Origin of the sequence: Litorilinea aerophila, assembly GCF_006569185.2 — a bacterium.
Taxonomy (GTDB): Bacteria; Chloroflexota; Anaerolineae; order Caldilineales; family Caldilineaceae; genus Litorilinea; species Litorilinea aerophila.
The window spans coordinates 21801-43693 of record NZ_VIGC02000040.1; the positions used below are offsets into that span (position 1 = coordinate 21801).

Sequence of the window (21893 nt, forward strand, 5' to 3'; positions counted from 1 at the left end):
AGAAGCCTACTGCCGGCTACCCTTACCCCAGGCCCAGGAGCGCCAGCGCGTCCCGGTGGATGATGGCCTCGATGGCCTCCTCGGGCACTCGCGGCAGACGGGTGCCCTCCACCACCTGGTTGACCCGGCGCAGGCCGTCGATGGTCTCCTGCACCGTGGCCACGGGAAAGTCCGAGCCCAGGAGCAGCTTGTCCAGCACGTTCCACTCGGTGGCCTTGATGAGCTGCTCCCAGAAGGAGAAGGGGCGATAGAAGGTGGCGGAGATATCCGCGTACACGTTGGGGTGCTTGCGGATGACCACGCAGGTATCCACCTGCCAGGGGTGGCCCATGTGGGCCATGATGATCTTCAAATCCGGGTAGCGGGCAGCGATTTCGTCCATGAGCAAGGGGTGGGCAAAGCGAATGGGCGCATTGCGCACCGGCGAGGTGCCCTGGTGGAAGAGGATGGGCAGTCCGTAGCGCTGGGCCCGCTCGTAAATGGCCAGGGCGCGGGGCTCCAGGGGATCGAAGTTCTGGTAGTTGGCCCCCAGCTTGATGCCCCGCAGGCCCAGCTCCGTCCGGCAGCGTTCCAGCTCGTCCAGGCAGTGGGCGTCGTGGGGGTGTAGAGCCATGAAGCCGATGAGCCGGTCCGGGTGGGCGCGCACAAAGGTGGCCGTGGCATCGTTAAGGTTGCCACGGCCGTCAGGCCGCTGGTACCAGCTTTTGTCGCCGGCGGGCTGGCCGCTCAGCCGGTCCTCCCACTCGCCCGGATGCCAGGCGATCTGGAAGACGATGGACTTCTCCGCCGGTGCCTGGGCCGCCAGATACTCCTCCCAACAGACCGTTGCCTTTACCGCGCGGTCCGGTCGCCAGGCATGCTGCATCACCACCTGTTCCGGCGGCACCGGGTCCCGATACTGAGGGGTGTGGGTGTGGACATCCACGATCATCGGAGCCGCTCCTTCATTTGACCCGAAAGTACGCTACTTTTTCCTCGTCCAGCTCCACGCCCAGGCCCGGCTTTTCCGGCGGGTAGGCCCGGCCGGCCTGGATGGGCAGGGGCTCGGCCAGCACGTCCTCCTCGTAGTAGAACGGGCTCAGGATGTCGCAGGGGAACTCCTCCGCGCCGATGCCTGGGGTGGCCATGCCCAGGTGGATCATGGCCGCGTTGGCCACGCCCAGCTCCAGGTTGCTGCCGATGGTGCAGGTGATGCCCGCGCCCTCGGCCACGGCCGCGATCTTGCGGGCCGCGCGGAGGCCACCCCCCTTGCCCACGTAGACCGAGAGCACGTCGGCCGCGTCGGCCCGGACAATGGCCATGGCATCCTGCAGGCTGTAGACGCTCTCATCCGCCATGACCGGCATCCGGACCTGCCGCCGCACATCGGCCAGCCAGGCCACGTCCAGGTCGGGCACCGGCTGTTCCACAAAGTAGATGTCGAACTCGTAGAGCCGGGCGATGGTCTGGATGGCGACCCGGGGAGACCAGCCGCCGTTGGCATCCACCCCCAGGCGCACGTCCGGCCCCACTGCCTCCCGCACGGCCCGCACCCGGGCCACGTCCTCATCCGGGTCGATCCCCACTTTCACCTTCATGGTCCGAAAGCCCTGCGCCACAGCCCAGGCCGCGATCTCCGCCGCGCGTGCCGGCTCCAGCCCCGAGACGGAAAACTTGGTAGGCACGAACTCCCGCACGGGGCCGCCCAGCAGGCGGTAGACGGGCAGGCCGGCCACCTTGCCCAGGATGTCCCACAGGGCCATCTCCAGGGCTGATTTGGTGAACGGGTTGTTGGCAATGGCCCGGGCCACCTGGGCCATGAGGCGCTCCACGTGGGTGGGATCCTGGTCCATCAGCAGAGGCGCCAGGTATTGGTCGATCATCCGGGCCGCGGTGAACTGGTCCTCGCCGCTCCAGGCGGGGGTGCAGGAGACTTCCCCCAGGCCGGTGATGCCCTCGTCTGTGTGAATCTTGACCAGGAGGAAGGGGGAAACGGTGTGGTAGCCCCGGCCGCTGCGGATGGCCCGCCCGGGGTGGATGGGCACCTGAACGGGAATGGTTTCGATGGCGGTGATTTTCATGATCGCTTTCCCTTGCAAACTGGAGCACTATCTTTGCAGATCCGATCCACAGAACCCAGGCGGATGAAAGGATGGCGACGGCTGCGCAGCATGTAGGGGCGAATCATGATTCGCCCCGCCTACGACCTGGTGCCCGTTTCCGTAGGGGCAGGCCTCCGTGCCCACCCGCTGTCGCCAATCGCGAAAGGGGGCCGGTTTGCGGTAGGGGCGGCTCCCAGCCGCCCCATGGTGCCGGACCCAGGCGGATGAAAGGATGACGACGGAGCCACACACAGGCCACCATCGGTAAGGACTGAATCCGTGCTCACCCGTGGAATCTGTGGCTCAAAACGAAGATCGTACGGGCGCCATCAGGGGGCGCTGACCACCTGCACCCTGACGGCGTCCTCTGCGGTACTGACCGCGATGGTCAGGGTTTTGCCGTCCTTCTGGAACATCAGGACTGTTTCACCGCTGGGTGCGTCGAGCTTGCTCACCAGGGTGTAGCCGTTGGCCGGCAGCACCGTCTCGAACATCTGGATGGCTTCCTCCCGGGTGTATGGTGCTGTGAACTCGGCGAACTGTTCGGAGAGGAGGGTGTAGTCGGTGCCGGTGGGCAGCAGCAGGTCAAAGCCGAAGAGCGCGTACAACATCTGGCGGGTGGGCGAAAGCTGAGAAATGTCCGGCGTCGCGCCGTCGCCAGCCTGACTCCCGGGAGCCGGTGCACCGGCTCCCGGCGCCCCCAGCACATTTTCCGGCGCATGGATGACGATATCGCCGTTGAGGTCGTAGTACTCAAAGGTCAGGTCGACCTTGCTGGCTGCCCCACCATCCGTGCCGGCGTCCTCCATGGTCAGCGCCATCTTGACGATGACCTGCTCGGCCAGGTCCACCCAGAAATCGAGCTGGGCGGAGTCGGCCTGGCTCACGTCCAGGGTATCCCCTTCAGTGCCCACCACAGGAATGGCCTCCTGGGCCACCCGGTAGTGGAGGAGCTCCTGGCCATCCAGGTTCTCCTGGCCCACCAGAACGGGGGCCTCGCCCAGATCGGTCAGCGCCTGAGGCGTGATGAGGGTGAGCTCCTGGAGGTTGGCCTTGGCATCCGGCGCTGCCACCCACAGATCCCCGCTTTTGACATATCGCATACCGTCTGCCAGCACGATCTCCAACTGCTCGACCTGATCGCCCTGGGTGAAGGCCATCTGGATGTGCTCGGCAGGGGGTTCCTTCACGTAGGCGCCGTTGACCTGGATCTCGTCCACCCCGCGCGGGGATTCGCTGTGGATGGTGATCCGCACCCGGTAGCGCTGGATGTGGGGGGCTTCCTCCACGGTTTGTAGTGTGACCTCTTCCGGCCCGGCTGCAGCTGGCTCTTCCGGCGCAGCTGTGGCTGGTTCACCCGGCGCGGTGGCCGTGGGCATCGCTGCCTCTGGGGTGGCCGTGGCCGGGGCGGAAGCCCCGCTGTCCGCGGCCACCGTGGGTGTGGCCATGGCTGTGGGCGTGGCGCTGGGCGTGTTCCGGCCGAAACAGCCGGCCAACGCCATGGCCAGGACCAGGGGCAAGATGGCATGGATGGGACGAAACATGTGGGCTCCTTTCGTCGGGGTGGGCCGGGGGCGTGTCAACGCACGGATGGCCCTGGGAATAGGAAAAAAGTAGAATCGGCAGCGGTCACCGAGACGGTGGCCGCCAGCTGGATGGTCAGGTCAGGCGTGGCCAGCGGCGCCAGGAACGGCGGAAGCTCCCCGGGCGCGGACCCGGCAACAGGTGACAGGGTGAGGCTGAGCCGGGCCGTGTTGGTCGCGTGGGCCGTGGCAGAGGCCGTACCGGCCAGGGTAAGGGTCGCCGTGGGCATGGCGCTGGGGGCAAGCCCGGCTACGAAGGACGCGGTTTGGGTGGAGCTCGCGGTGGCGGTGATGGCGCTGGTGAAGGCCAGGGGAGGCAGCGACGGGATGGCTACCGTGACCGCCAGCCCGCCGTGGATCGGGGCGGGGGCTCCAGGGGGCGGGAGAACGGCGGCCCCCAGGCTCCCGGTGCCGGTGATGGCGATGGCGGCTTCAGGCCCGGCGGACCCCAGGGGCGCCACGGTGGCGGTGAAGACACCGGCCACCGTGGGGGAGACGGTTACCGAGACGGTGGCCGTCAGGTGCCAGGTGGAGACGGTGTCGGTGGGCAGGATGGTGGCGGTCACCGTGCCGGTCACCGTGAGGGGCGGCCAGGAAACCGGCGGCGTGGCCGTGGCGGTTGCGGTGGGTGACGGTAGCGGCGTGGCCGTCTCCGTGGGCGGCAGCGTGGCCGTGGCGGTTGCGGTGGGTGACGGTAGCGGCGTGGCCGTCTCCGTGGGGGGCGACGTAGCTGTTGCGGTTGCGGTGGGTGACGGTAGCGGCGTGGCCGTCTCCGTGGGTGGCGGCGTAGCTGTAGCGGTTGCGGTGGGTGACGGCATGGCGGTGGCCGTCTCCGTGGGCGCGGCGGTCCCCGCTCCTTCGGGTGCCCCGGTGGAAGATGCCTCCGGGGATGGGGTCGCAGTTGGGAGTACAGTGGCCGTCGCCGCCTGGGTTGGTGTCAGGGTGGGTGCCGGTGTCGCCGTCTGGGTGGCCTCGCCCGGTGCGGTCCCGGTGGCGGTGGGCGTCGGCGTATCGCCGGGCCGCGGGGTAAAGGTGGCCGTCGGAGGGATCGGTGTCACCGTGGGGGCCGGCGTATCGGTGGGGCGTGGCGTCCAGGTCGGCGTGGGGGGGACCGGGGTGGCGGTCGGCGCGGGGGTGGTCGCCTGGGGCGGGCTTACAGTGGTAGCCCCTTCGCCGCCCGTTCCGGGGAGGGGCGACGGTGTGGCGGTGGGCGGAGCCTGTTCCGGGGGCGGGGTGAAGGTGGCCGTGGGCGGAAGGGGCCCGGCGCCCCCGGTGGATGGCTGGGTGGGGAGCGCATCTGCCGTGGGGGACGGGGTGGCCGTCAGCCATGCGATCACCTGGGCCAGCCGCGCGGCCACATCCTGATAGTCGGGATCCACCTCAAAGACGGCCCGGAGCTCTGCCAGGGCCGTGACCCAGTCACCTGCCTCGGCGGCCTCCACGCCCCGGGCGTAGCGGACAGCCAGCGCAGCCTGGGTGGCCGTGGGGGCGAAGGCAGCCGTGGCAGCCGCGGCCGCCTGGGTCGCTGTGCCCTGGGCCGAGCGGGTGGCCAGGGCCGCTGCCTCCTGTTCGGCCGCCGCCTGGCTGGTCGCCTGGGCTGCCACATGGGTGGCCGTGGCCTGGAAGGCCAGCTCCCGCTGCCGTTGCTGGCGGCTGAAGAGCAGCCAGCCGATCACCACCAGGACCAGGGCCACGGCCACCAGCGCCAGCAGGCGCACGGGCAGGGAACCCCGGCTGCCGGCAGGTTCCGGTGGCGGTCCGGCAGCCGGAGCGGACAACCCCGACTCTGGGGCAGCCGCCGGTGGCGTCGGGGAGGCGGGCAAGGGTTCGCCGCAGTGGTTGCAAAAGCGGCTCCCGGCCGGATTATCGGTGTGACAATGGGGACATTTCACGGTAAACTCTTCCTCGTTGGACCGATCCAGGACGTGACAGGATGACCCCAACCACGCATCACCCAGTTGACCAGTCAACAGACCGGCCAGCGGACAGCCCGAAAACCGGATTTCCTCCCAGGCTGTTGGCCAGCTCCTGGGGCCAGGCCTCGCCCAGAGGGCGCCCGCGGAAACAGCGCCCTGACCCGCGCCTGGAGCCGGGCCACAGTTCCCCGGAAGCGCCCTGTGCGCTGGCGTGGCGCCAGCCGGGGGCTGACCGGGCGTGGCGGGGTGTGGTCCTGGTCATCCACGGGCTCAACCTGAAACCGGAGCGCATGGATGGGCTGGTGGCCGAACTCCTGGCCATGGACATGGCCGTGTTGCGCCTCTCCCTGCGGGGGCATGGCCGAAATTACGTGCCTCGTCCTGGGTGGAGTCCGGCCCGGGCACGGCTGGCATCCTTTCAGGCTGTGAACTATGGGCTATGGCGTGCAGAGACCTATGCGGCGTTCTGTATCTGTCGTAACGTCTCTCAGATGGCCCATGTTCCCCTGTATTTGGTGGCTTTTTCCCTGGGGGGATTGCTGGCCTGTGAATTGGCGGCCTCGGGGCTGGTCCGCTTTGATGGCATGGTGTTGCTGGCGCCGGCGCTGCGTATCCGTTCCTGGTGTCGCATTTTACAACCCGTGACCCCCTTTCCCAAACTGGTGATCCCCAGCCTGTCTCCGCCCTACTACCGGGCGAACCCGGGGACACCCATGGCGGCCTATGGCGCGCTCTACCAGGGGCTGGCCCGGCTGGATCGGCTGCTGCCGGGAAATCCGCCCGGCCTGCAGGTGCCCACCCTGCTGTGGGTGGATCCGGATGATGAATTTGTCTCCTATCGCGGGCTGCGGGCCCTCCAGGCTACGTCGGCCTGCCGCCGGTGGAAGCTGGTACCCGTGCAGAAATCCGCGAGGGCCTTTCCGGCCTATCACCACCTGATCGTCGATCCCGCCGCCGTGGGTGGGGCCACCTGGACGGCCATGGTCGCCCAGATGCGCGCCCATCTGCTGGGGCGGGCTTGAACCTTTCTCCAATTCTCGATCAGGCGGTTTCCATGCGACACCTCCTGATCGAGAATGCCTTCCGGACGCAGGAGCCTACACTCTGATGACCGGACGTCGTCTCTGGTTGTGGATCCTGTCGGCCCTGTGTTATCATGCAGGCATGAGGGGCGGCCATTCACGGCTGGCTGCCCCCGACCGAAGGGATGGCCTTTCACGTTCTGTACCTGCGACCTTTCCATCCTGGCGCCGGCGGTTTCCTCTGTCCGTCCGGCGCTGCGCCGATCCATGGCCCATCCCGATCCCCGACACCCCCAGGGGACTGACAGATTCACACAGATGGCTCTTCTGCAGAAGAGGTAGGGACGCTTTCATGCGCCATCATGGCGCCGCGGAGGATGAAAAATCCGCACCATCCATATCCTCAGGGGCCGACGCGGCGCCGATATCGTAAACTACTGATACTCCACCGCTCCTGCAGTGGGGTCGAAGAGGACCATCGGTGGGTTTTGTCGTCGAGTCTATCGTTATCTTTGATGCATCCAGGAGTAAAATCATCTATGAAATCACAGCAATCGAATCGCCTGCGATCCCTGTCTATTGCGCTCTTGTTGTTGGCGGCCCTGGTGATGAGCGCCTGCGCCGCGCCAGCCCAGGCACCTGCCGGGGAGACCGGCGCCCCCGCCGAAGCGGCCCAGCCCGCCGCCCCGGCGGAAGCGGCCACGGGCGGCACCCTGATCATCGCCCGCCCCACGGACGCCGTCGGCCTGGACCCCAAGGTGGAGACCACCTCCCCGGGCAACTGGGTCATGTCTAACATCTACGAGAATCTGGTCAAGCTGGATACCGACATGACCTTCAAGCCGGCCCTGGCGGAGCGGTGGGAACAACTGGAGCCCACCCGCTGGCGCTTCTATCTGCGTCAGGGTGTGAAGTTCCACGACGGCACCGACTTCACCGCGGATGCGGTCAAGTTCAGCATCGAGCGCATCAAGAACCCGGACGACCCGGGCCGTTCCGCCAGTAACCTGCGGCCCATCGTCGCGGTGGAGGTGGTGGATGACTACACCGTGGACATCGTCACCGACGGGCCGTACGGTCCCCTGCTGAACATCATGTCCCTGGTCTACGCCACCGGCATCGTCAGCCCCGCCGCGGTGGAGCAGTACGGCGAGGACTTCACCCGTAACCCGGTGGGTACCGGCCCCTTCAAGTTCGTGGAATGGAAGACCAACGACCAGATCGTCATTGAGCGCTTCGACGACTACTGGGGCGAGAAGGCCAAGCTGGATCGGGTCATCTACCGGGTGGTGCCCGAGGAGAGCGCCCGCATGCTGGCCCTGGACACCGGCGAAGTCCAGATGGTCATGGCCCCCGCGCCTTCCCAGCTGGACATCTACCGGGACGACCCCAACTTCACCGTCCACGAAACCCCGGGTGTGCGGGTCATCTTCTTCGGCATGATGACGGCCCGGGCGCCCCTGGACGACGTGCGGGTGCGCCAGGCGCTGAACTACGGTTTTGACCGCCAGGCCGTGCTGGACAACATCGTGGAAGGTGCCGGCTACCTGCCCACCGCCTACATCTCGCCGCCCGTCTTCGGCTGGACCGACACCAGCGAGTATTTCGCCTACGATCCGGAGAAGGCGGCCAGCCTGCTGGAGGAAGCCGGCTGGGTGGACACCGACGGCGACGGCATCCGGGACAAGGATGGCCAGCCCCTCTCCCTGCTCCACTACAGCCCCCGGGGCCGCTACCTCAAGGACGCTGAGGTGGGCGAGGCCTTCCAGGCCGCCATGCGGGAGCTGGGCGTGGACGTGAAGCTGGAGATCCTGGAGTGGGGTACCCTCTTCGAGCAGCTGCGCCAGCCCAACTTCCCGGCGGATCTCTTCACCCTGGGCTGGTCCACCGCCACCGGCGACGCGGACTACACCCTGGGGCCGCTCTTCGGCTCCAACAGCATTCCGCCGGCCGGCTGGAACTCCTTTGAGTACAAAAACCCCACCTTCGATGAGCTGGTGGCCAAAGCCGGCACCTCCACCGACCAGGAGGAGCGGGCCCAGCTCTATGCCGAGGCGCTGAAGATCCTGGCCGCGGACGCAGTGGTGGTGCCCGTCTTCAACACCAAGGAGACCATCGTCACCAGCGCCAACGTCCAGGGCTTTGCCATCCACCCCATCGACTACTACCTGTGGCTGGGCGAGGTGTCGTTGGCCCAGTAGCAGCGGATAAATCGGTGAACCTGGCTGCGTGAACCGCCCGACCATGGGCAGAATCGTGGTGCGTAGGATGTAGTGCATGATGCGTGGCACATCCAGCAAGGTACCAGCGGATGTGCCACGCATTCAACCGGTTTACGCACCGCGCACCACCTTTCATTCGCGCTCCATCGCCTTGTCCCGTATACCCTATGACCCGTTACGTCGTCGCTCGCCTTTTGGGCATGATCCCCGTCCTGTTGGGGATCGTCTTCGTGACCATGCTCACCCTGGACCTGATTCCGGGCGACCCGGTGGCCCTCATGCTGGGGGACAACGCACGGCCAGAGGAGGTGGCCGCCCTGCGCGCCAAGTTGGGGCTGGATCAGCCCCTGGCCGTGCGCTACGTCCGCTACCTGGGCAATGTCCTCCAGGGGGACCTGGGGCGCTCCATCCTTTCGAATCGGCCTGTCCTGGACGAAATCGCCGATGTCTGGCCCAAGACCCTGCAGTTGACCGTGGCAGCCATGGTGCTGGCCGTCCTTCTGGGGTTGACCACCGGGGTGATCTCCGCGGTGCGCCCGGGCGGACTGCTGGATGCGCTGGTCCGGCTGCTGGCCCTGATCGGCCTCTCCATGCCGGTCTTCTGGCTGGGGCTGGTCCTGCTCTACGTCTTCGCCTACTACTTCCGCCTCTTTCCGGTGGGGGGCTCGGGGACCTGGCGCCATCTGGTCCTACCCTCCATCGCCCTGGCCGCACCCAGCATCGCCATCGTCTCCCGCATGACCCGCTCGTCCATGTTGGAGATCCTGCGGGAGGACTACGTACGCACCGCCTGGGCCAAAGGCCTGGGGGAGCGGCTGGTGCTGGTCCGGCATGTACTGCGCAACGCGCTCATTCCCATCATCACCGTCATCGGCCTCCAGTTTGGCCAGCTCATGGGCGGCGCCGTGCTCACCGAGACGGTCTTCGCCTGGCCCGGCCTGGGACGGCTCATCGTCCTGGCCATCTTCGCCCGGGACTACATCCTCCTCCAGGGGAGTGTCCTGGTCTTCGCCCTGAGCTTTGTGGTGATCAACGCCGCTGTCGATATCTCCTACGCCTACCTGGACCCGCGTACCCGGTCCCTGTAGGCGTTCGTTTTACCGGATAGGCTGAGGCTTTCTCGATGGAACTGGCAGTCCGAAAACGACGTTCGCCGGCTGCGGATGTGGTGCGCCGCTTTGCGCGCAACCGCCTGGCCGTGGCCGGCCTGATCATTGTGGTCTTTCTCTTGTTTACGGCCATCTGCGCGCCGTTGCTGGCGCCCATGGATCCGGCCCAGCAGCACCTGGCCGACAAGCGCATGCCCCCCGGCCCCAAGTACTGGCTGGGCGCGGACGAATTCGGCCGGGACATCCTGAGCCGTCTGATTTACGGCAGCCGGGTAGCCCTCTACGTGGCCTGCGTGGCCGTGGCCATCGCGCTGGTCTTCGGCGTGTTCATCGGCCTGGTGGCCGGCTTCGCCGGCGGCCTGGTGGATGGGGTGCTCATGCGCTGCATCGACGTGCTGCTCTCCTTCCCCTACCTCCTGCTGGCCATTGCGGTGGTCTCCACCCTGGGCACAGGGGTTCAGAACACCACCCTGGCCGTGGGCATCTGGGCCATGCCGGCCTTTGCCCGCATCACCCGCAGCCAGGTGCTGAGCGTGAAAAATCGGGAGTACATCACCGCCGCCCGCTCGGTGGGCGTCCCCATGGTACGGCTGGTGTGGAGCCACGTCCTGCCCAACGCCATTCCGCCAGTGGTGGTCTTCGCCACCCTCTACATGGCCAGCGCCATCCTCCTGGAGGCGGCCCTGAGCTTCCTGGGCCTGGGCGTCCAGCCGCCGGACCCCTCCTGGGGGCTCATGGTGGCCAGCGGGCGGGACTTCCTGCGGGTGGCCCCCCACATCGCCACCATCCCCGGCGTGGCCATCATGCTGGCCGTCCTGGGCTTCAACCTGATGGGCGACGGCCTGCGAGATGCCCTGGACCCCACTCTCCGGGGGCAGGTGTAGGGGGAAGATTGAAGATTAAAGATTGAAGATTGAAGATTGAGGACTCCGGACTAAGGAGTGAGGACTGAAAAACCATGACTCGATATACTGTGGTGGGTGCGGGGGCCATCGGCGGCACCATCGGCGCGTACATGGTCCGGGGCGGCCTGGACGTGCTCTTTGTGGACGCGGCCGCGGAGCATGTGGCCGCCATCAACCGCCAGGGATTGACCATCCGCGGCTACCAGGAGACCTTCACGGTGCCGGCCCAGGCTGTGACCCCGGACCAGATGCCGGACCAACTGGGTGCCGTGATCCTGGCGGTGAAGGCGCCGGCCACCCGGGCCGCCATGGCCGCCATCGCGCCCCGCCTGGCCCCGGACGGCTTCGTGGTCTCGGCGCAAAATGGCCTCAACGAGCTGATCATCGCCGAGATGGTGGGCCAGGAGCGCACCATCGGCTGCTTCATCAACTTCTCGGCGGACTACCTGGAGCCCGGCCTGATCCACTTCGGCGGGCCCGGCGCCTTCTACATCGGCGAGCTGAACGGCGCCATCACGCCCCGGCTGGAGCGCCTGCAGGCAGACCTGGGCCACTGGGGCGGCGGCCCGGTCCGCATGACCGACAACATCTGGGGCTACCTCTGGGGCAAGCAGGCTTATGGCGCCATGCTCTTCGCCACCGCGCTCACCAACGAGACCATGGCCGACGCCATCGACCAGTATCGGCCGCTGATGGTCGCCCTGGCCCGGGAGATACTGGCCGTGGCCCAGGCCGAAGGGGTGACGCCCCTGGGCTTCGACGGCTTCGAGCCCCAGGTGTTGCAGACAGGGGACGCCGACGCGGTGGCCGCGTCCCTGGACCGCCTGGTGGCCGTGCGCCGCCGGGATCAGAAGACCCACAGCGGCGTCTGGCGGGATCTGGCCGTGCGCAAGCGTCGCACCGAGGTGGACGAACACTTCCCGCCCATCCTGGAACGGGCACGTCGCCACGGCCTGGACGCGCCCATCCTGGCCCGCATGGTAGAGATGATCCACGAAGTGGAGGAGGGCCAACGCCCCCTGGCCCGGGAAAACCTGGACGAGCTGACCACCCTCGTCTCCTGAGGCGTAGCCATCCTCCACCGCACCCAATCACCCAATCACCCAATCACCCAAGTTACCTGACCACCCAACCTATGAACACACACAACCCGGTCGACGAAAACCAACTCCTGGCCCAGATCTCCCGGGAGCGCCTCTGGGAGACCAACAGCACCATCGCCCGATGGAATCGCCATTCCGGCACCGACGAGGAGCGAGAGGCCTTCCGCTACGTCCAGGGCCTGCTGGACGAGTACGGACTGCAGACCACCCTGCTGGAGCATCCCGCGCTCATCAGTTACCCCCTGGACGCGTCGTTGACCCTCCTGGATGATGCGGGAGCTCCCCTGGCCACCATCCCCTGCCTGGGCACCGCCTACAGCGCCACGGTGGAAGGCCTGGAAGCCGAGGTGGTGGACCTGGGCTTCGGCACGCCGGAGGACTACGCCCGCCAGGATGTCCGGGGCAAGATCGTCCTGCTCAACGGCCTGGCTACCCCCACCGCGGTCTATGCCGCGGAGCAGGCCGGCGCCATCGGGCAGATCTTCATCAACGACGACCACCTCCACTACATGATCGTGAGCAGCATCTGGGGGACGCCTACCCCCGCCTCGGCGGAACGCATTCCCCGCACGCCGTCGGTCTCGGTGGTGGAGCGGGACGGCCACGAGCTGCGCCGCCGTATCGCCGAGAATTCGGGCGCGGGGGGCGTTCGGGTCCGGCTCACCAGCCACGTGTTCATGGACTGGCAGCAGACGCCCCTGCTGGTGGCCGATCTGCCCGGCCAGAACGCCGACGAGTTTGTGCTCTTCAGCGGCCACCTGGATTCGTGGGAGGTGGGCGCCATGGACAACGGCAGCGCCAACGCCACCATGCTGGAGGTGGCCCGCATCCTGGCCCAACATCGGGATGTCCTCTACCGGGGGCTGCGCCTCTGCTTCTGGAGCGGCCACAGCCACGGGCGCTATTCCGGCTCCACCTGGTACGCAGATCACTTCTGGGAGGAGCTCCACGACCACTGCGTGGCCCACGTGAACATCGACTCCACCGGTGCGCGGGGCGCCACCTTCTACGGCAGCTTCCCTGCCCACCAGGAGCTGGGCCCCTTCGGCGAGGCGGTGGTGCGGGAGCAGACGGGCCAGGAGACCCATGCCCGCCCCATGAGCCGGGCTGGCGACATGAGCTTCAACGGCATCGGCATCCCGGCCCTCTTCATGAGCCTGAGCCAGGTGCCCTTCAGCGACCAGGACACCGACTACGTCTCCCTGGCCTTCGGCAAGCTCATCGGCGGCAAAATGCCCTGGTGGTGGCACACCAGCGAGGACACCCTGGACAAGATCGACCTGGATGTCCTGGAGTTGGACACCCGCATCTACCTGCTCACCCTGTGGCGGCTCTGCCATCGCCCCCTGCTGCCCATGGACTTCCGCCCCGCGGTGGCAGCCATCCTGGAGACCCTCACCCGCCTTCAGGCGGAGGCCGGCGCGCACCTGGACCTGCAGGTGGCGCTGGAACGGGCCCAGGCCCTGGCTGCCCGGGCCGAGGAGCTGGCCCAGCGCTGCGCCCTGGTGGCGCCGGAGGATCTGGCGACCATTCAGGTCCTGAACACCCGGATGAAGGCCTTCTCTCGCTCGCTGATCCCCATCCTCTACACCGGTGCCGGCCGCTTCGACCATGACCCGGCCTGGGGCCTGCCGCCCATCCCCCTCCTGGCCGATGCGCCCCGGCTGGCCCGAATGGATCCGGACAGCGACGAGTACCATTTCCTGCGCACCCAACTGGTGCGCAATCGCAATGCGGTGAACATGGCCCTGCGAGAGGCGCTGGAGCGTACCAGCCTGCCGCCCCTCAACCCAGAGCGATGAGCCGCTGGAAGAGGTCCACCATGCAAGAGATCTTCGACTACATCGACGCCCACGCCCAGGAGTACATTGGCCGGCTCCAGGCCCTCTGCCGGCAGCCCTCCATCGCGGCCCAAGGTGTGGGCATGGCTGAAACCGCGGCCATGGTCCAGCAGATGTTGACCGACGTGGGCGCGACGGCCCGCCTCATCCCCACCGACGGCTACCCCGTGGTCTACGGTGAACTGCCTGGCCGGGGCCCCCGGACCCTGCTGCTCTACAACCACTACGATGTCCAGCCACCCGAGCCCCTGGCGCTCTGGACCCACGAGCCCTTCGGCGCCGAGATCGCCGACGGCCGCATCTGGGCCCGGGGTGTGGCCGACAACAAGGGAAACCTGGTGGCCCGCCTCTGCGCGGTGGATGCGTGGCGCCAGGTACGGGGGGAGTTGCCCCTGACCTTGAAATTTGTCTTCGAAGGGGAAGAGGAGATCGGCAGCCCTCACCTGGGCGCCTTCGCCGAAGCCCATCACACCCTGTTCCAGGCCGACGGCTGCATCTGGGAGTCCGGCTACAAGGACCTGCAGGGCCGGCTCCAGGTCTCCCTGGGCTGCAAGGGCATCACCTACGTGGAGCTGCGCGCGCGAGGGGCCAACCGGGACCTCCACTCCTCCAACGCGGCCATCGTCCCCAACCCGGTCTGGCGGCTGGTCTGGGCCCTGCAGACCCTGAAGACACCCGATGAGCGCATCGCCATCGACGGCTTCTACGATGACGTGCGCGGGCCCTCGCCCCGCGATCGGGAGCTGCTGGCCGCGTGGGATTTCCCGGCCGAGGCCTTCCGCCAGTCCCTGGAGATTCCTGCCTTCCTCCGGGACGCGACGGACGAGCAGGTCAAGGAGGATCTGCTCTTCCAGCCCACCTGCAACATCTGCGGCATCCAGGCAGGCTACACCGGCGAAGGATCCAAGACGGTCCTGCCCAACTACGCCTTCTGCAAGCTGGATTTTCGCCTGGTGCCGGACCAGCGCAACGAGCGGGTGTTGGCCCTGCTGCGGGAGCACCTGGACCGCCATGGCTTCTCCGACATCGAGGTGGTGGATCTTCACGGAGAAGACCCGGCCCGAACCGACCCGGATCATCCTCTGGTACAGGCGGTGGTCCGCGCGGCCCAGGTGGTCTACGCGGCGCCGCCCCAGCTCCTGCCCAGCATGGCCGGCACCGGCCCCATGTACCATCTGTGCCAGCGCTGGGGGATCGGCGCGGTGGGCTCTGGCGTGGGCCACGCCGACTCCCGCAACCACGCGCCGGACGAGAACATCTTCGTGGACGATTTCATCCAGGGCATCAAACACATGGCCCAGGTCTTCCAGGAATTTGCCGCGTCGTAGGAGGTTTCAGCGAGAAATCTGTCAAGACCTGTATTCACCTGTGGCTTCACTGCAAAAAGCCATGGGGTAGGTGGATTCTTTCTCTGAAAAGTCTGTGTTTATCTGTGGTTTCTGCTGCGGAATCAAATTTGGTGGGGCTCCCCGTTGGGGAGTGCTATAGCGCCCGTGGTACAATTTAGGGGTGGACGGTCCGGCTGGCGCCAGGGCCTGTCCATCCCGATTCTTTTCCCATCTCGTGCCATCCTGAGGAACCCTGGATGCAGATACCCCTTCTCTTTGGTCCCTACGGCGGCGGTGCGCTGGCCCACGCCGAACGTCTGGCCGACTATGGCGTCAATGCCGTCTGGTTTCACGGTTTCGACGCCGACGCCTTCGAGGCCTGCCGGCGACATAACCTGGCCGCCTGTGTGGAGTTCAAGACCTTCCGGGCCAACTTTGACGAGCGGCCAGAGCTGATCCCCATCGGCGTGGACGGCCAGCCTATCCGCTATGGCCGTCTGGTGCAGGGCGTCTGCCTCTCACAGGAGGAGTTCCTGGAGGAAGTGGAAACAGCCCTGGTGGAGGGCGTGCGCACGTTTCAGCCCACTGGCATCTGGCTGGACTACCTGACCTACGCCGGTTGGTTTGAAACGCCGGCGCCCGATCTGCAGGAAAGCTGTTTCTGCCCGTCCTGCATCGCCGAGTTCTGCCAGGCCACGGGCATCGACGCCGACACGCCCCAGGCCATCCTGGCCCATCACCGGGATGCCTGGACTCGCCACAAGTGTGAGCGGATTGCCGCCTTTGCCCGCCACTACGGGGCCATCATCCGGGCCCACCTGCCTGGCTGCGTGGTCGGCGCGTACATGTGTCCCTGGCGACCGGACGAGTTCGACGGCGCGCTTCGGCGCATCTTTGCCCAGGACTATTCCCTGTTGGCCCCGGCCATCGACGTCTTTACACCGCTCATCTATGCGCGCAAAAGCGGCCGTGCAGCCGACTGGGGACGAGCCTTCCTGGAATCGGCGCGGGATTTTGTGCCCGCCGATCGCCACATCCAACTCATCCTGGATGTTCTGGATTTCCCGGACAGCCTGGAGCATGTGGCTGCCTCCCGCGAACCCAGTTGGGGCATCCAGCTCTTCGGGGGAGCCAGCATCTTTGCAGAACCCGACGCGGCACGGATCTTCGCCGCCGCGGTGGAGCGGATGCGCGCTGCCCTGGGAGGACCTTGACCACCTGCCGGTTGGGGTCCCATGGCTTACCGACACACAGAGGGGTGTCCTTACCTGGATCGAAAAGAGCCGGTGAGCACCCTGCCGTGCACCTTCAACCTTCCTCCAACCGCCCTGAGCCACTCTTGACCATACACTTGACAATTGGGTGACGAGAACCATGAAACCGACTTCCCCTGCCAATGGGCAGTCCGGCGTTGCTAAACACGATCCATACGCGGCGTTTCGGATTCGAAACTATCGGCTCTACATCATTGGCTGGTTCATCGCCCTGGTCGGCACCCGCATCCAAAGCATTGCCATCGCCTGGGAGATGTACCAGCGCACCGGTGAAGCCCTCTCCTTGGGGCTGGTGGGGCTGGCCCAGGCCCTGCCCACCATGGCCCTGGCCCTGCCTGCCGGGTTCCTGGCGGACAAGTTCAACCGCACCCGGCTGGTCATGCTCAGCCTGGCCGCCATGACCCTGACTTCCCTGGCCCTGGCTGGCCTCTCGGTGGCCCAGGGTTCCATCGCCTGGATGTACTTCTTCCTCTTCCTGGATGCGGCCGCAGTCATGATTGGCCGACCGGCTCGCACCGCCCTGGTGCCCCAGCTGGTCCCGGCGGAGGTCTTCCCCAACGCGGTGACCTGGAACACCAGCATGATGCAGATCGCGTCGGTGTTGGGGCCGGCCCTGGGCGGCGTCATCGTGGCCTTCAACGTGCCCATGGCCTATGTCATCACCGCGGCCTCGTCCCTGCTCTTCCTGGTGATGCTGGCCCGGCTGGACTTCCGCTTCGACACCCGGCCGGTGGGCGGGGCTTCCCTGCAGACCCTGCTGGCGGGGATCCAGTTTGTGTGGAAGACCCGCATCATCCTGACCATGATCTCCCTGGACCTCTTTGCCGTACTCCTGGGCGGCGCGGTCTACCTGCTGCCCATCTACGCGGAAGATATCCTGCAGGTGGGGGCCACAGGCTTTGGCTGGCTGCGGGCCGCGCCGGCCATCGGCGCCTTCTGCATGGCCATGCTCATGGTCTATCTGCCGCCCATGAAGCATGCGGGCCGGGCGCTGCTGCTCAACGTGGCCGGCTTCGGCGTGGCCACCATCATCTTCGGCATCAGCAAGTCCTTCTGGCTCTCCTTTGCCATGCTCTTCCTCACCGGCGCCTTCGACAACGTGAGCATGATCGTGCGCCAGACCCTGCAGCAACTGCTGACGCCCGACCACATGCGGGGCCGGGTTTCCGCGGTGAGCAGCGTCTTCGTGGGGGCGTCCAATGAGCTGGGCGGGCTGGAGTCGGGGCTGGTGGCCCACTGGTTTGGGCCGGTGGTCTCGGTAGTAAGCGGTGGCATCGGCACCCTGCTGGTGGTGGCCGGCGCCGCGCTCCTCTCCCCCCGGTTGCGCAACTTCGGCGCCCTCCACGACGCCCGCCCGGAGGAGGATGGAGAAGCCGCGCCGGCCAAGTTGGCAGCCAGCAGCGCCGATGATTAAGGGGTGGAAGGCCTCCTGCCCGCCCGTCGGCACCGGCGGATGTCGACTCCTCGGAGGCGCTGTAGCTGACGGAGGCGTGAGCCCCCTGGATGCGAACGGCCCTGTTACCACTGGCGCGAGTCGGGCACTTCCAGCCACTCGCCCCCGCGGCGGATGGACTCCTGGCTGACCAGGCCCGGCAGGGTCATGTCCATGGCCTTGTGGATGTCGATGGTCGGCGCTTTGCGTCCCTGCACCGCGTCGATAAAATCCATCACTTCGAAATAGTCGCCGCCCCCGTGTCCCGCCTGCAGCGCTTCCGGCGGTGGATCGCGCCAGATTTCCGGCAGAAACTCCGCCTCGAAGGTCTCCAGGGGCACCCACTGGTTGGGATCCCGGCAGTAGTCGCTGATCCAGACCCAGTCGCGCTCGCCGGGGCGCCGGGCCCCTTCGAAGACGCCTTTGGTGCCCTGGAGGGTGTAGTTGGTCATGGCGTGGGGCCGTTTGGAGAGCATATCCAGCCGGACCCGGATCAGCTTTCCGCTGGCCGTCTTGCACAGCAGCAGGATCGTGTCCTCCATGGCGTGCTCCGGATCGGTCCATCGCCCTGTGCCAATGCAGCTGACCCGCGCCGGCCGCTCCTGGATCCACTGCAGGCAGGGGCCCAGGCTGTGGGTGGGGTAGGTGGCGCCGTTGACGCCCACCTGCCAGTAGTAGCGCCAGGTGGGCTGGCCCTCGGGCGTGTGGTGCAGGGCCGACAGTTCGTGCAGGTATTCGCCCTCGGCGTAGTAGACCTCGCCGAAGAGGCCGGCCTCGACCATGGCCTGCACCAGGACCACGGGCTTGCGGTAGATGTAGTTCTCGGCCATCATGTAGACGGCCGAGCTCTGCCTGCAGGCCTGGACCAGCCAGCGGGCTTCGTCCATGGAAACACAGGCGGTCACTTCCGAGAGGACGTGGATATCCCGCTGCAGCGCGGCGATGGCCTGGGGCGCATGGTACTGCATGGGCGTGGCGACCACCACCACGTCGGGCCGGGCCTCGTCCAACATCTTCTCGTAGACGGTGTAGAGCTGTGTGACGCCGGTGGCTTTGCCTGCTTCGGCCAGGGTTCGCTCGTTGATGTCACACAGGGCCACGATCTGGGTTTCCGGGTGGAGCTGGAAGGCCTTGAAAAAGGCGCTGGAACGACGGACCCCGGCGAAGGCGACCTTGATCTCGTTCATCGTTGCAATGATTCCTCATTCTGCCCAGGATCGGGGCCAGACGTCGGGGGTGTGCGGCCAGTCCAGCTGGGCACAGATCGCGTGCCAGCGCTCTGCTATGCCGGGCGCAAACAGGAAAGGGACATACCCCAGTTTGAGATAGGTCTTCAACGCCGGCAGCCGCCAGTCGTCGGTCTTCAGATAGATATGGCGATATCCGGCCGCGAGGAAGCGTGCCGTGACCGCGGCGCAGACAGCCAAACCCAATCCCCGGCCCGCATGGGCTGGATCGCCGGCCACCCAGCCCAACTCGCCGCCAAAGGGGTGTAGCTCTGTGGCGTTATGGGTGGCCATGGCCGTGGCCACAATCTTGCCGCTCTGGGCGTGGATGGCCAGGAACCAGCCCTCCGGCAGCACCCGGGCGAGCCAGGGCTGCAACTTCTCGTCATCCCATCCCGTGAAGCCGGCCAGCTCCATGACCGCATAAAAGGAAGGTTCATCGCCCGGCTGGTAGGTGCGCAGGAAATAGCCGGGCGGCATCTGTACGGCCGGGGGCGTGTCCAGCCGATGGGGCGGCCAGACCATATGCAATTGGGTATAAGGTTTGTCCCTGTTCAACGGGGCCTCCTGGGTGGCACTCTTATCATTTACTGGTTCTGAGGGGCGCTTCCGTAGGCCAACAGCCGCAAGGCGTTGAGCACCACCAAGACCGTGCTCCCCTCGTGCAGGATCACAGCCCAGCTCAGCTGGACCAACCCTATCACCGAGCTGAGGACCAGCAGGATCATCACCCCCAGCGCGATGGCCAGATTCTGCTGGATGATGCGGCGGCTGGCCCGGCTCAGCCCAACGGCAAAGGGGAGCTTGCCCAAGTCGTCAGCCATGAGGGCCACGTCCGCGGTTTCCAGGGCCACAGCGGTGCCGGCGCCGCCCATGGCGATGCCCACGGTGGCGGTGGCCAGGGCCGGCCCATCGTTGATGCCATCCCCCACCATGGCGATGGGGCCATACTCGGCCTCCAGCGCCCGGATGGCCTGCAGCTTCTCCTCTGGCAGCAGGCCGGCACGCACGTCGGTGACCCCCACCTCCCGCGCGATTCGCCGGGCCACGGCCTCCGTATCACCGGTCAGCATGACCAGCTTGCGGATGCCCAGGGCCAACAACCGTTCCAGGGTCTCCCGAACGCCCGGACGAGGTCGGTCCGCCAGGCCGATCACCCCCACCACCGTGCCGCCCCGGCTCACGGCCATGGCTGTCTCGCCGCTCTCTTCTAATCGCTGGAACAGGGCCGTGGCGTCCCCGTTCCGCGTCAGCTGGTCCATTTCCTGGAGGAGCCGCTGGGAGCCGACCAGTACCGGCTCTCCCTGGACATGGCCTCGAATGCCCCGGCCGGGGAGATTTTCGACGGCCTCTCCGTTGGGGATCTCCAGCCCGCGGGACCGGGCAGCCTCCACCACGGCCTGGGCCAGCGGGTGGCTGGACTGTTGCTCCACGGCCGCGGCCAGGCGTAGCACCTCCTCCGGTGAAGCGCCGTTCAGGGGGATCACCTGGGTCACTTGAAAGCGGCCTTCGGTCAGCGTGCCGGTTTTGTCGAACGCCATCACCTGGAGGCGCCCCAGATTTTCCAGGTGGACGCCGCCCTTGATGAGCACGCCGTTGCGGGCGGCCTGGGCGATACCGGCCAGCACTGCGGCCGGGGTGCCGATGGCTAAGGCGCAGGGAGAGGCCGCCACCAGCAGCAGCATGGCCCGGTAGAAGCTCTCGTTCCATGCCATCCAACCCACCAGGGGGGGCACCAGGGCCACCAGGCCGGCCAGGCCCAGGACGGCCGGAACGAAGCGTCGGGTAAATTGCTCGGTGAAGCGCTGGGTCGGACTCTGCTGACTCTGGGCCTCCTGCACCATCTGCATGACCCGGCTCAGGGTATTGTCCCGGGCCAGCCGGGTCACCCGCACATCGATGGCCGCCTCCTGGTTGATGGTGCCGGCGAAGACCGGGTCGCCGGGCTCTTTGGCCACCGGGACGCTTTCGCCGGTCACCGGGGCCTGATCGATGCTGCTGCGCCCGGCCACGATCTCCCCGTCCACGGGCAGCCGATCTCCTGGGCGCACCAAGACCTGGTCGCCCACCTGCAGGGTTTCCACCGATACCTCGGTAATCTGGTCCCCCTGGCGCAGGTATGCAGTGCGGGGCATGAGGGCCGCGAGGGCACTGACCGCGTTGCGGGCCCGGTCCAGGGCATAGTGTTCTCCGGCGTGGCCCAGGGCAAAGAGGAAGAGGAGGAAAGCGCCTTCCTCCCATTCCCCCAGGGCGGCCGCGCCCACGGCGGCCGCCAGCATCAAGACGTCCGTATCAAACCGGCCCCGCAGGAGTCCTGGGAGGGCGTGGACGGCCACATCGTAGCCGCCGGCCAGGTAGGCCAGCAGGTAGAAGGCCAGGGCCACGGGCTCGGGCAGGCCCAGCAGCCGTTCCCCTATGAAGCCCACCACCAGGAAGAGGCCGGCCAACGCTACCAGTAGCAGCGTCCACTGTTCCTGGAGCCAGCTGGGGAGAAAGGTCGGTACGCCGTCATGGCCATGCGCTGGGGGTGCTTCGGGCCTTGGCCGCGCGGCCTGGTTAGCAGGGCCTGCGGCCATGGCGGGTGCGGCAAGCTGGCTGCTGAGTTCTTGGGCCAGGCGCTCCAGACGAGTCGGTTCGATCTGGCCGGGATCGTAGTGCACGCAGAGGGCCGAGGCTCCATCCGCTTCGACGATGTGGGCCCGGGCCACCCCCTGCACGGCGGCCAGGCGTTCCAGGAGCTGGCGGCAGCCGTCCTCCGCAGGCGTTTCTGTAGGCAGGAGCCCTGCCAGTTTGAGTTGCCACGTTTGGGTACCTACGTCGTCCATGGATGCATCCATCTTTACTGATAAAC

16 protein-coding genes are annotated in these 21893 nt (G+C 66.9%); 9 read left to right on the forward strand and 7 right to left on the reverse strand.

Annotation, left to right across the window (positions count from 1 at the left end; translation table 11 throughout):
* Positions 1-22: 22 nt before the first annotated feature.
* The 4 genes from FKZ61_RS21510 to FKZ61_RS24135 form a co-directional block, all read right to left on the reverse strand.
* Positions 23-931, reverse strand: coding sequence for an amidohydrolase family protein (locus FKZ61_RS21510; RefSeq protein ID WP_141612206.1), 909 nt, complete (start codon positions 929-931; stop codon positions 23-25).
* Positions 932-944: 13 nt separating this feature from the next.
* On the reverse strand, positions 945-2060 hold the full coding sequence (locus FKZ61_RS21515) for a mandelate racemase/muconate lactonizing enzyme family protein (protein WP_141612207.1): 1116 nt from the start codon (positions 2058-2060) through the stop codon (positions 945-947).
* A 350-nt stretch (positions 2061-2410) separates the two neighbouring features.
* Positions 2411-3625, reverse strand: a complete 1215-nt coding sequence (locus FKZ61_RS21520) for a hypothetical protein (protein ID WP_141612208.1) — start codon at positions 3623-3625, stop codon at positions 2411-2413.
* Between the two features lie 35 nt (positions 3626-3660).
* The gene (locus tag FKZ61_RS24135; protein ID WP_141612209.1) at positions 3661-5556 is read right to left on the reverse strand and encodes a zinc-ribbon domain-containing protein; all 1896 of its coding nucleotides are present in this window, start codon (positions 5554-5556) and stop codon (positions 3661-3663) included.
* Between the two features lie 125 nt (positions 5557-5681).
* Between FKZ61_RS24135 and FKZ61_RS21535 the strand changes: the two genes are divergently transcribed.
* The 9 genes from FKZ61_RS21535 (at position 5682) to FKZ61_RS21575 (ending at position 17798) form a co-directional block, all read left to right on the forward strand.
* Positions 5682-6602, forward strand: a complete 921-nt coding sequence (locus tag FKZ61_RS21535) for an alpha/beta fold hydrolase (RefSeq protein ID WP_170200131.1) — start codon at positions 5682-5684, stop codon at positions 6600-6602.
* Between the two features lie 539 nt (positions 6603-7141).
* Positions 7142-8803: an ABC transporter substrate-binding protein gene (locus FKZ61_RS21540; RefSeq protein WP_170200133.1), complete on the forward strand. Its 1662-nt coding sequence runs from the start codon at positions 7142-7144 to the stop codon at positions 8801-8803.
* Positions 8804-8991: 188 nt separating this feature from the next.
* Positions 8992-9912, forward strand: coding sequence for an ABC transporter permease (locus FKZ61_RS21545; protein ID WP_141612212.1), 921 nt, complete (start codon positions 8992-8994; stop codon positions 9910-9912).
* A gap of 35 nt (positions 9913-9947) precedes the next feature.
* Entirely contained in the window at positions 9948-10817 is an 870-nt protein-coding gene (locus FKZ61_RS21550; RefSeq protein ID WP_141612213.1) for an ABC transporter permease, read from the forward strand.
* Positions 10818-10891: 74 nt separating this feature from the next.
* Positions 10892-11902, forward strand: coding sequence for a ketopantoate reductase family protein (locus tag FKZ61_RS21555; protein WP_141612214.1), 1011 nt, complete (start codon positions 10892-10894; stop codon positions 11900-11902).
* A 71-nt stretch (positions 11903-11973) separates the two neighbouring features.
* On the forward strand, positions 11974-13743 hold the full coding sequence (locus tag FKZ61_RS21560) for a M28 family peptidase (RefSeq protein ID WP_141612215.1): 1770 nt from the start codon (positions 11974-11976) through the stop codon (positions 13741-13743).
* Positions 13744-13763: 20 nt separating this feature from the next.
* Positions 13764-15110 (forward strand): M20/M25/M40 family metallo-hydrolase, encoded by a 1347-nt coding sequence (locus FKZ61_RS21565; protein ID WP_141612216.1) that lies wholly within the window; start codon positions 13764-13766, stop codon positions 15108-15110.
* A gap of 257 nt (positions 15111-15367) precedes the next feature.
* The gene (locus tag FKZ61_RS21570; protein ID WP_141612217.1) at positions 15368-16324 is read left to right on the forward strand and encodes a hypothetical protein; all 957 of its coding nucleotides are present in this window, start codon (positions 15368-15370) and stop codon (positions 16322-16324) included.
* Between the two features lie 160 nt (positions 16325-16484).
* Entirely contained in the window at positions 16485-17798 is a 1314-nt protein-coding gene (locus tag FKZ61_RS21575) for an MFS transporter (RefSeq protein WP_141612218.1), read from the forward strand.
* A gap of 104 nt (positions 17799-17902) precedes the next feature.
* On the opposite strand, the gene FKZ61_RS21580 is transcribed toward FKZ61_RS21575, so the two are convergent.
* From FKZ61_RS21580 to FKZ61_RS21590, 3 genes are read right to left on the reverse strand one after another with little or no spacing between them, the layout of a single operon-like run.
* The gene (locus tag FKZ61_RS21580; RefSeq protein ID WP_141612219.1) at positions 17903-19003 is read right to left on the reverse strand and encodes a Gfo/Idh/MocA family protein; all 1101 of its coding nucleotides are present in this window, start codon (positions 19001-19003) and stop codon (positions 17903-17905) included.
* A gap of 15 nt (positions 19004-19018) precedes the next feature.
* Positions 19019-19600, reverse strand: a complete 582-nt coding sequence (locus tag FKZ61_RS21585; protein WP_141612220.1) for a GNAT family N-acetyltransferase — start codon at positions 19598-19600, stop codon at positions 19019-19021.
* 29 nt (positions 19601-19629) lie between these two features.
* Entirely contained in the window at positions 19630-21867 is a 2238-nt protein-coding gene (locus FKZ61_RS21590; protein ID WP_141612221.1) for a heavy metal translocating P-type ATPase, read from the reverse strand.
* Positions 21868-21893: the final 26 nt, after the last annotated feature.

Coding starts and splice junctions, on each gene's coding strand:
- FKZ61_RS21510 (WP_141612206.1), bottom strand. CDS start 931: ATGATCGTGGATGTCCACACCCACACCCCTCAGTATCGGGACCCGGTG.
- FKZ61_RS21515 (WP_141612207.1), bottom strand. CDS start 2,060: ATGAAAATCACCGCCATCGAAACCATTCCCGTTCAGGTGCCCATCCAC.
- FKZ61_RS21520 (WP_141612208.1), bottom strand. CDS start 3,625: ATGTTTCGTCCCATCCATGCCATCTTGCCCCTGGTCCTGGCCATGGCG.
- FKZ61_RS21540 (WP_170200133.1), top strand. CDS start 7,142: ATGAAATCACAGCAATCGAATCGCCTGCGATCCCTGTCTATTGCGCTC.
- FKZ61_RS21545 (WP_141612212.1), top strand. CDS start 8,992: ATGACCCGTTACGTCGTCGCTCGCCTTTTGGGCATGATCCCCGTCCTG.
- FKZ61_RS21550 (WP_141612213.1), top strand. CDS start 9,948: ATGGAACTGGCAGTCCGAAAACGACGTTCGCCGGCTGCGGATGTGGTG.
- FKZ61_RS21555 (WP_141612214.1), top strand. CDS start 10,892: ATGACTCGATATACTGTGGTGGGTGCGGGGGCCATCGGCGGCACCATC.
- FKZ61_RS21560 (WP_141612215.1), top strand. CDS start 11,974: ATGAACACACACAACCCGGTCGACGAAAACCAACTCCTGGCCCAGATC.
- FKZ61_RS21565 (WP_141612216.1), top strand. CDS start 13,764: ATGCAAGAGATCTTCGACTACATCGACGCCCACGCCCAGGAGTACATT.
- FKZ61_RS21570 (WP_141612217.1), top strand. CDS start 15,368: ATGCAGATACCCCTTCTCTTTGGTCCCTACGGCGGCGGTGCGCTGGCC.
- FKZ61_RS21575 (WP_141612218.1), top strand. CDS start 16,485: ATGAAACCGACTTCCCCTGCCAATGGGCAGTCCGGCGTTGCTAAACAC.
- FKZ61_RS21580 (WP_141612219.1), bottom strand. CDS start 19,003: ATGAACGAGATCAAGGTCGCCTTCGCCGGGGTCCGTCGTTCCAGCGCC.
- FKZ61_RS21590 (WP_141612221.1), bottom strand. CDS start 21,867: ATGGACGACGTAGGTACCCAAACGTGGCAACTCAAACTGGCAGGGCTC.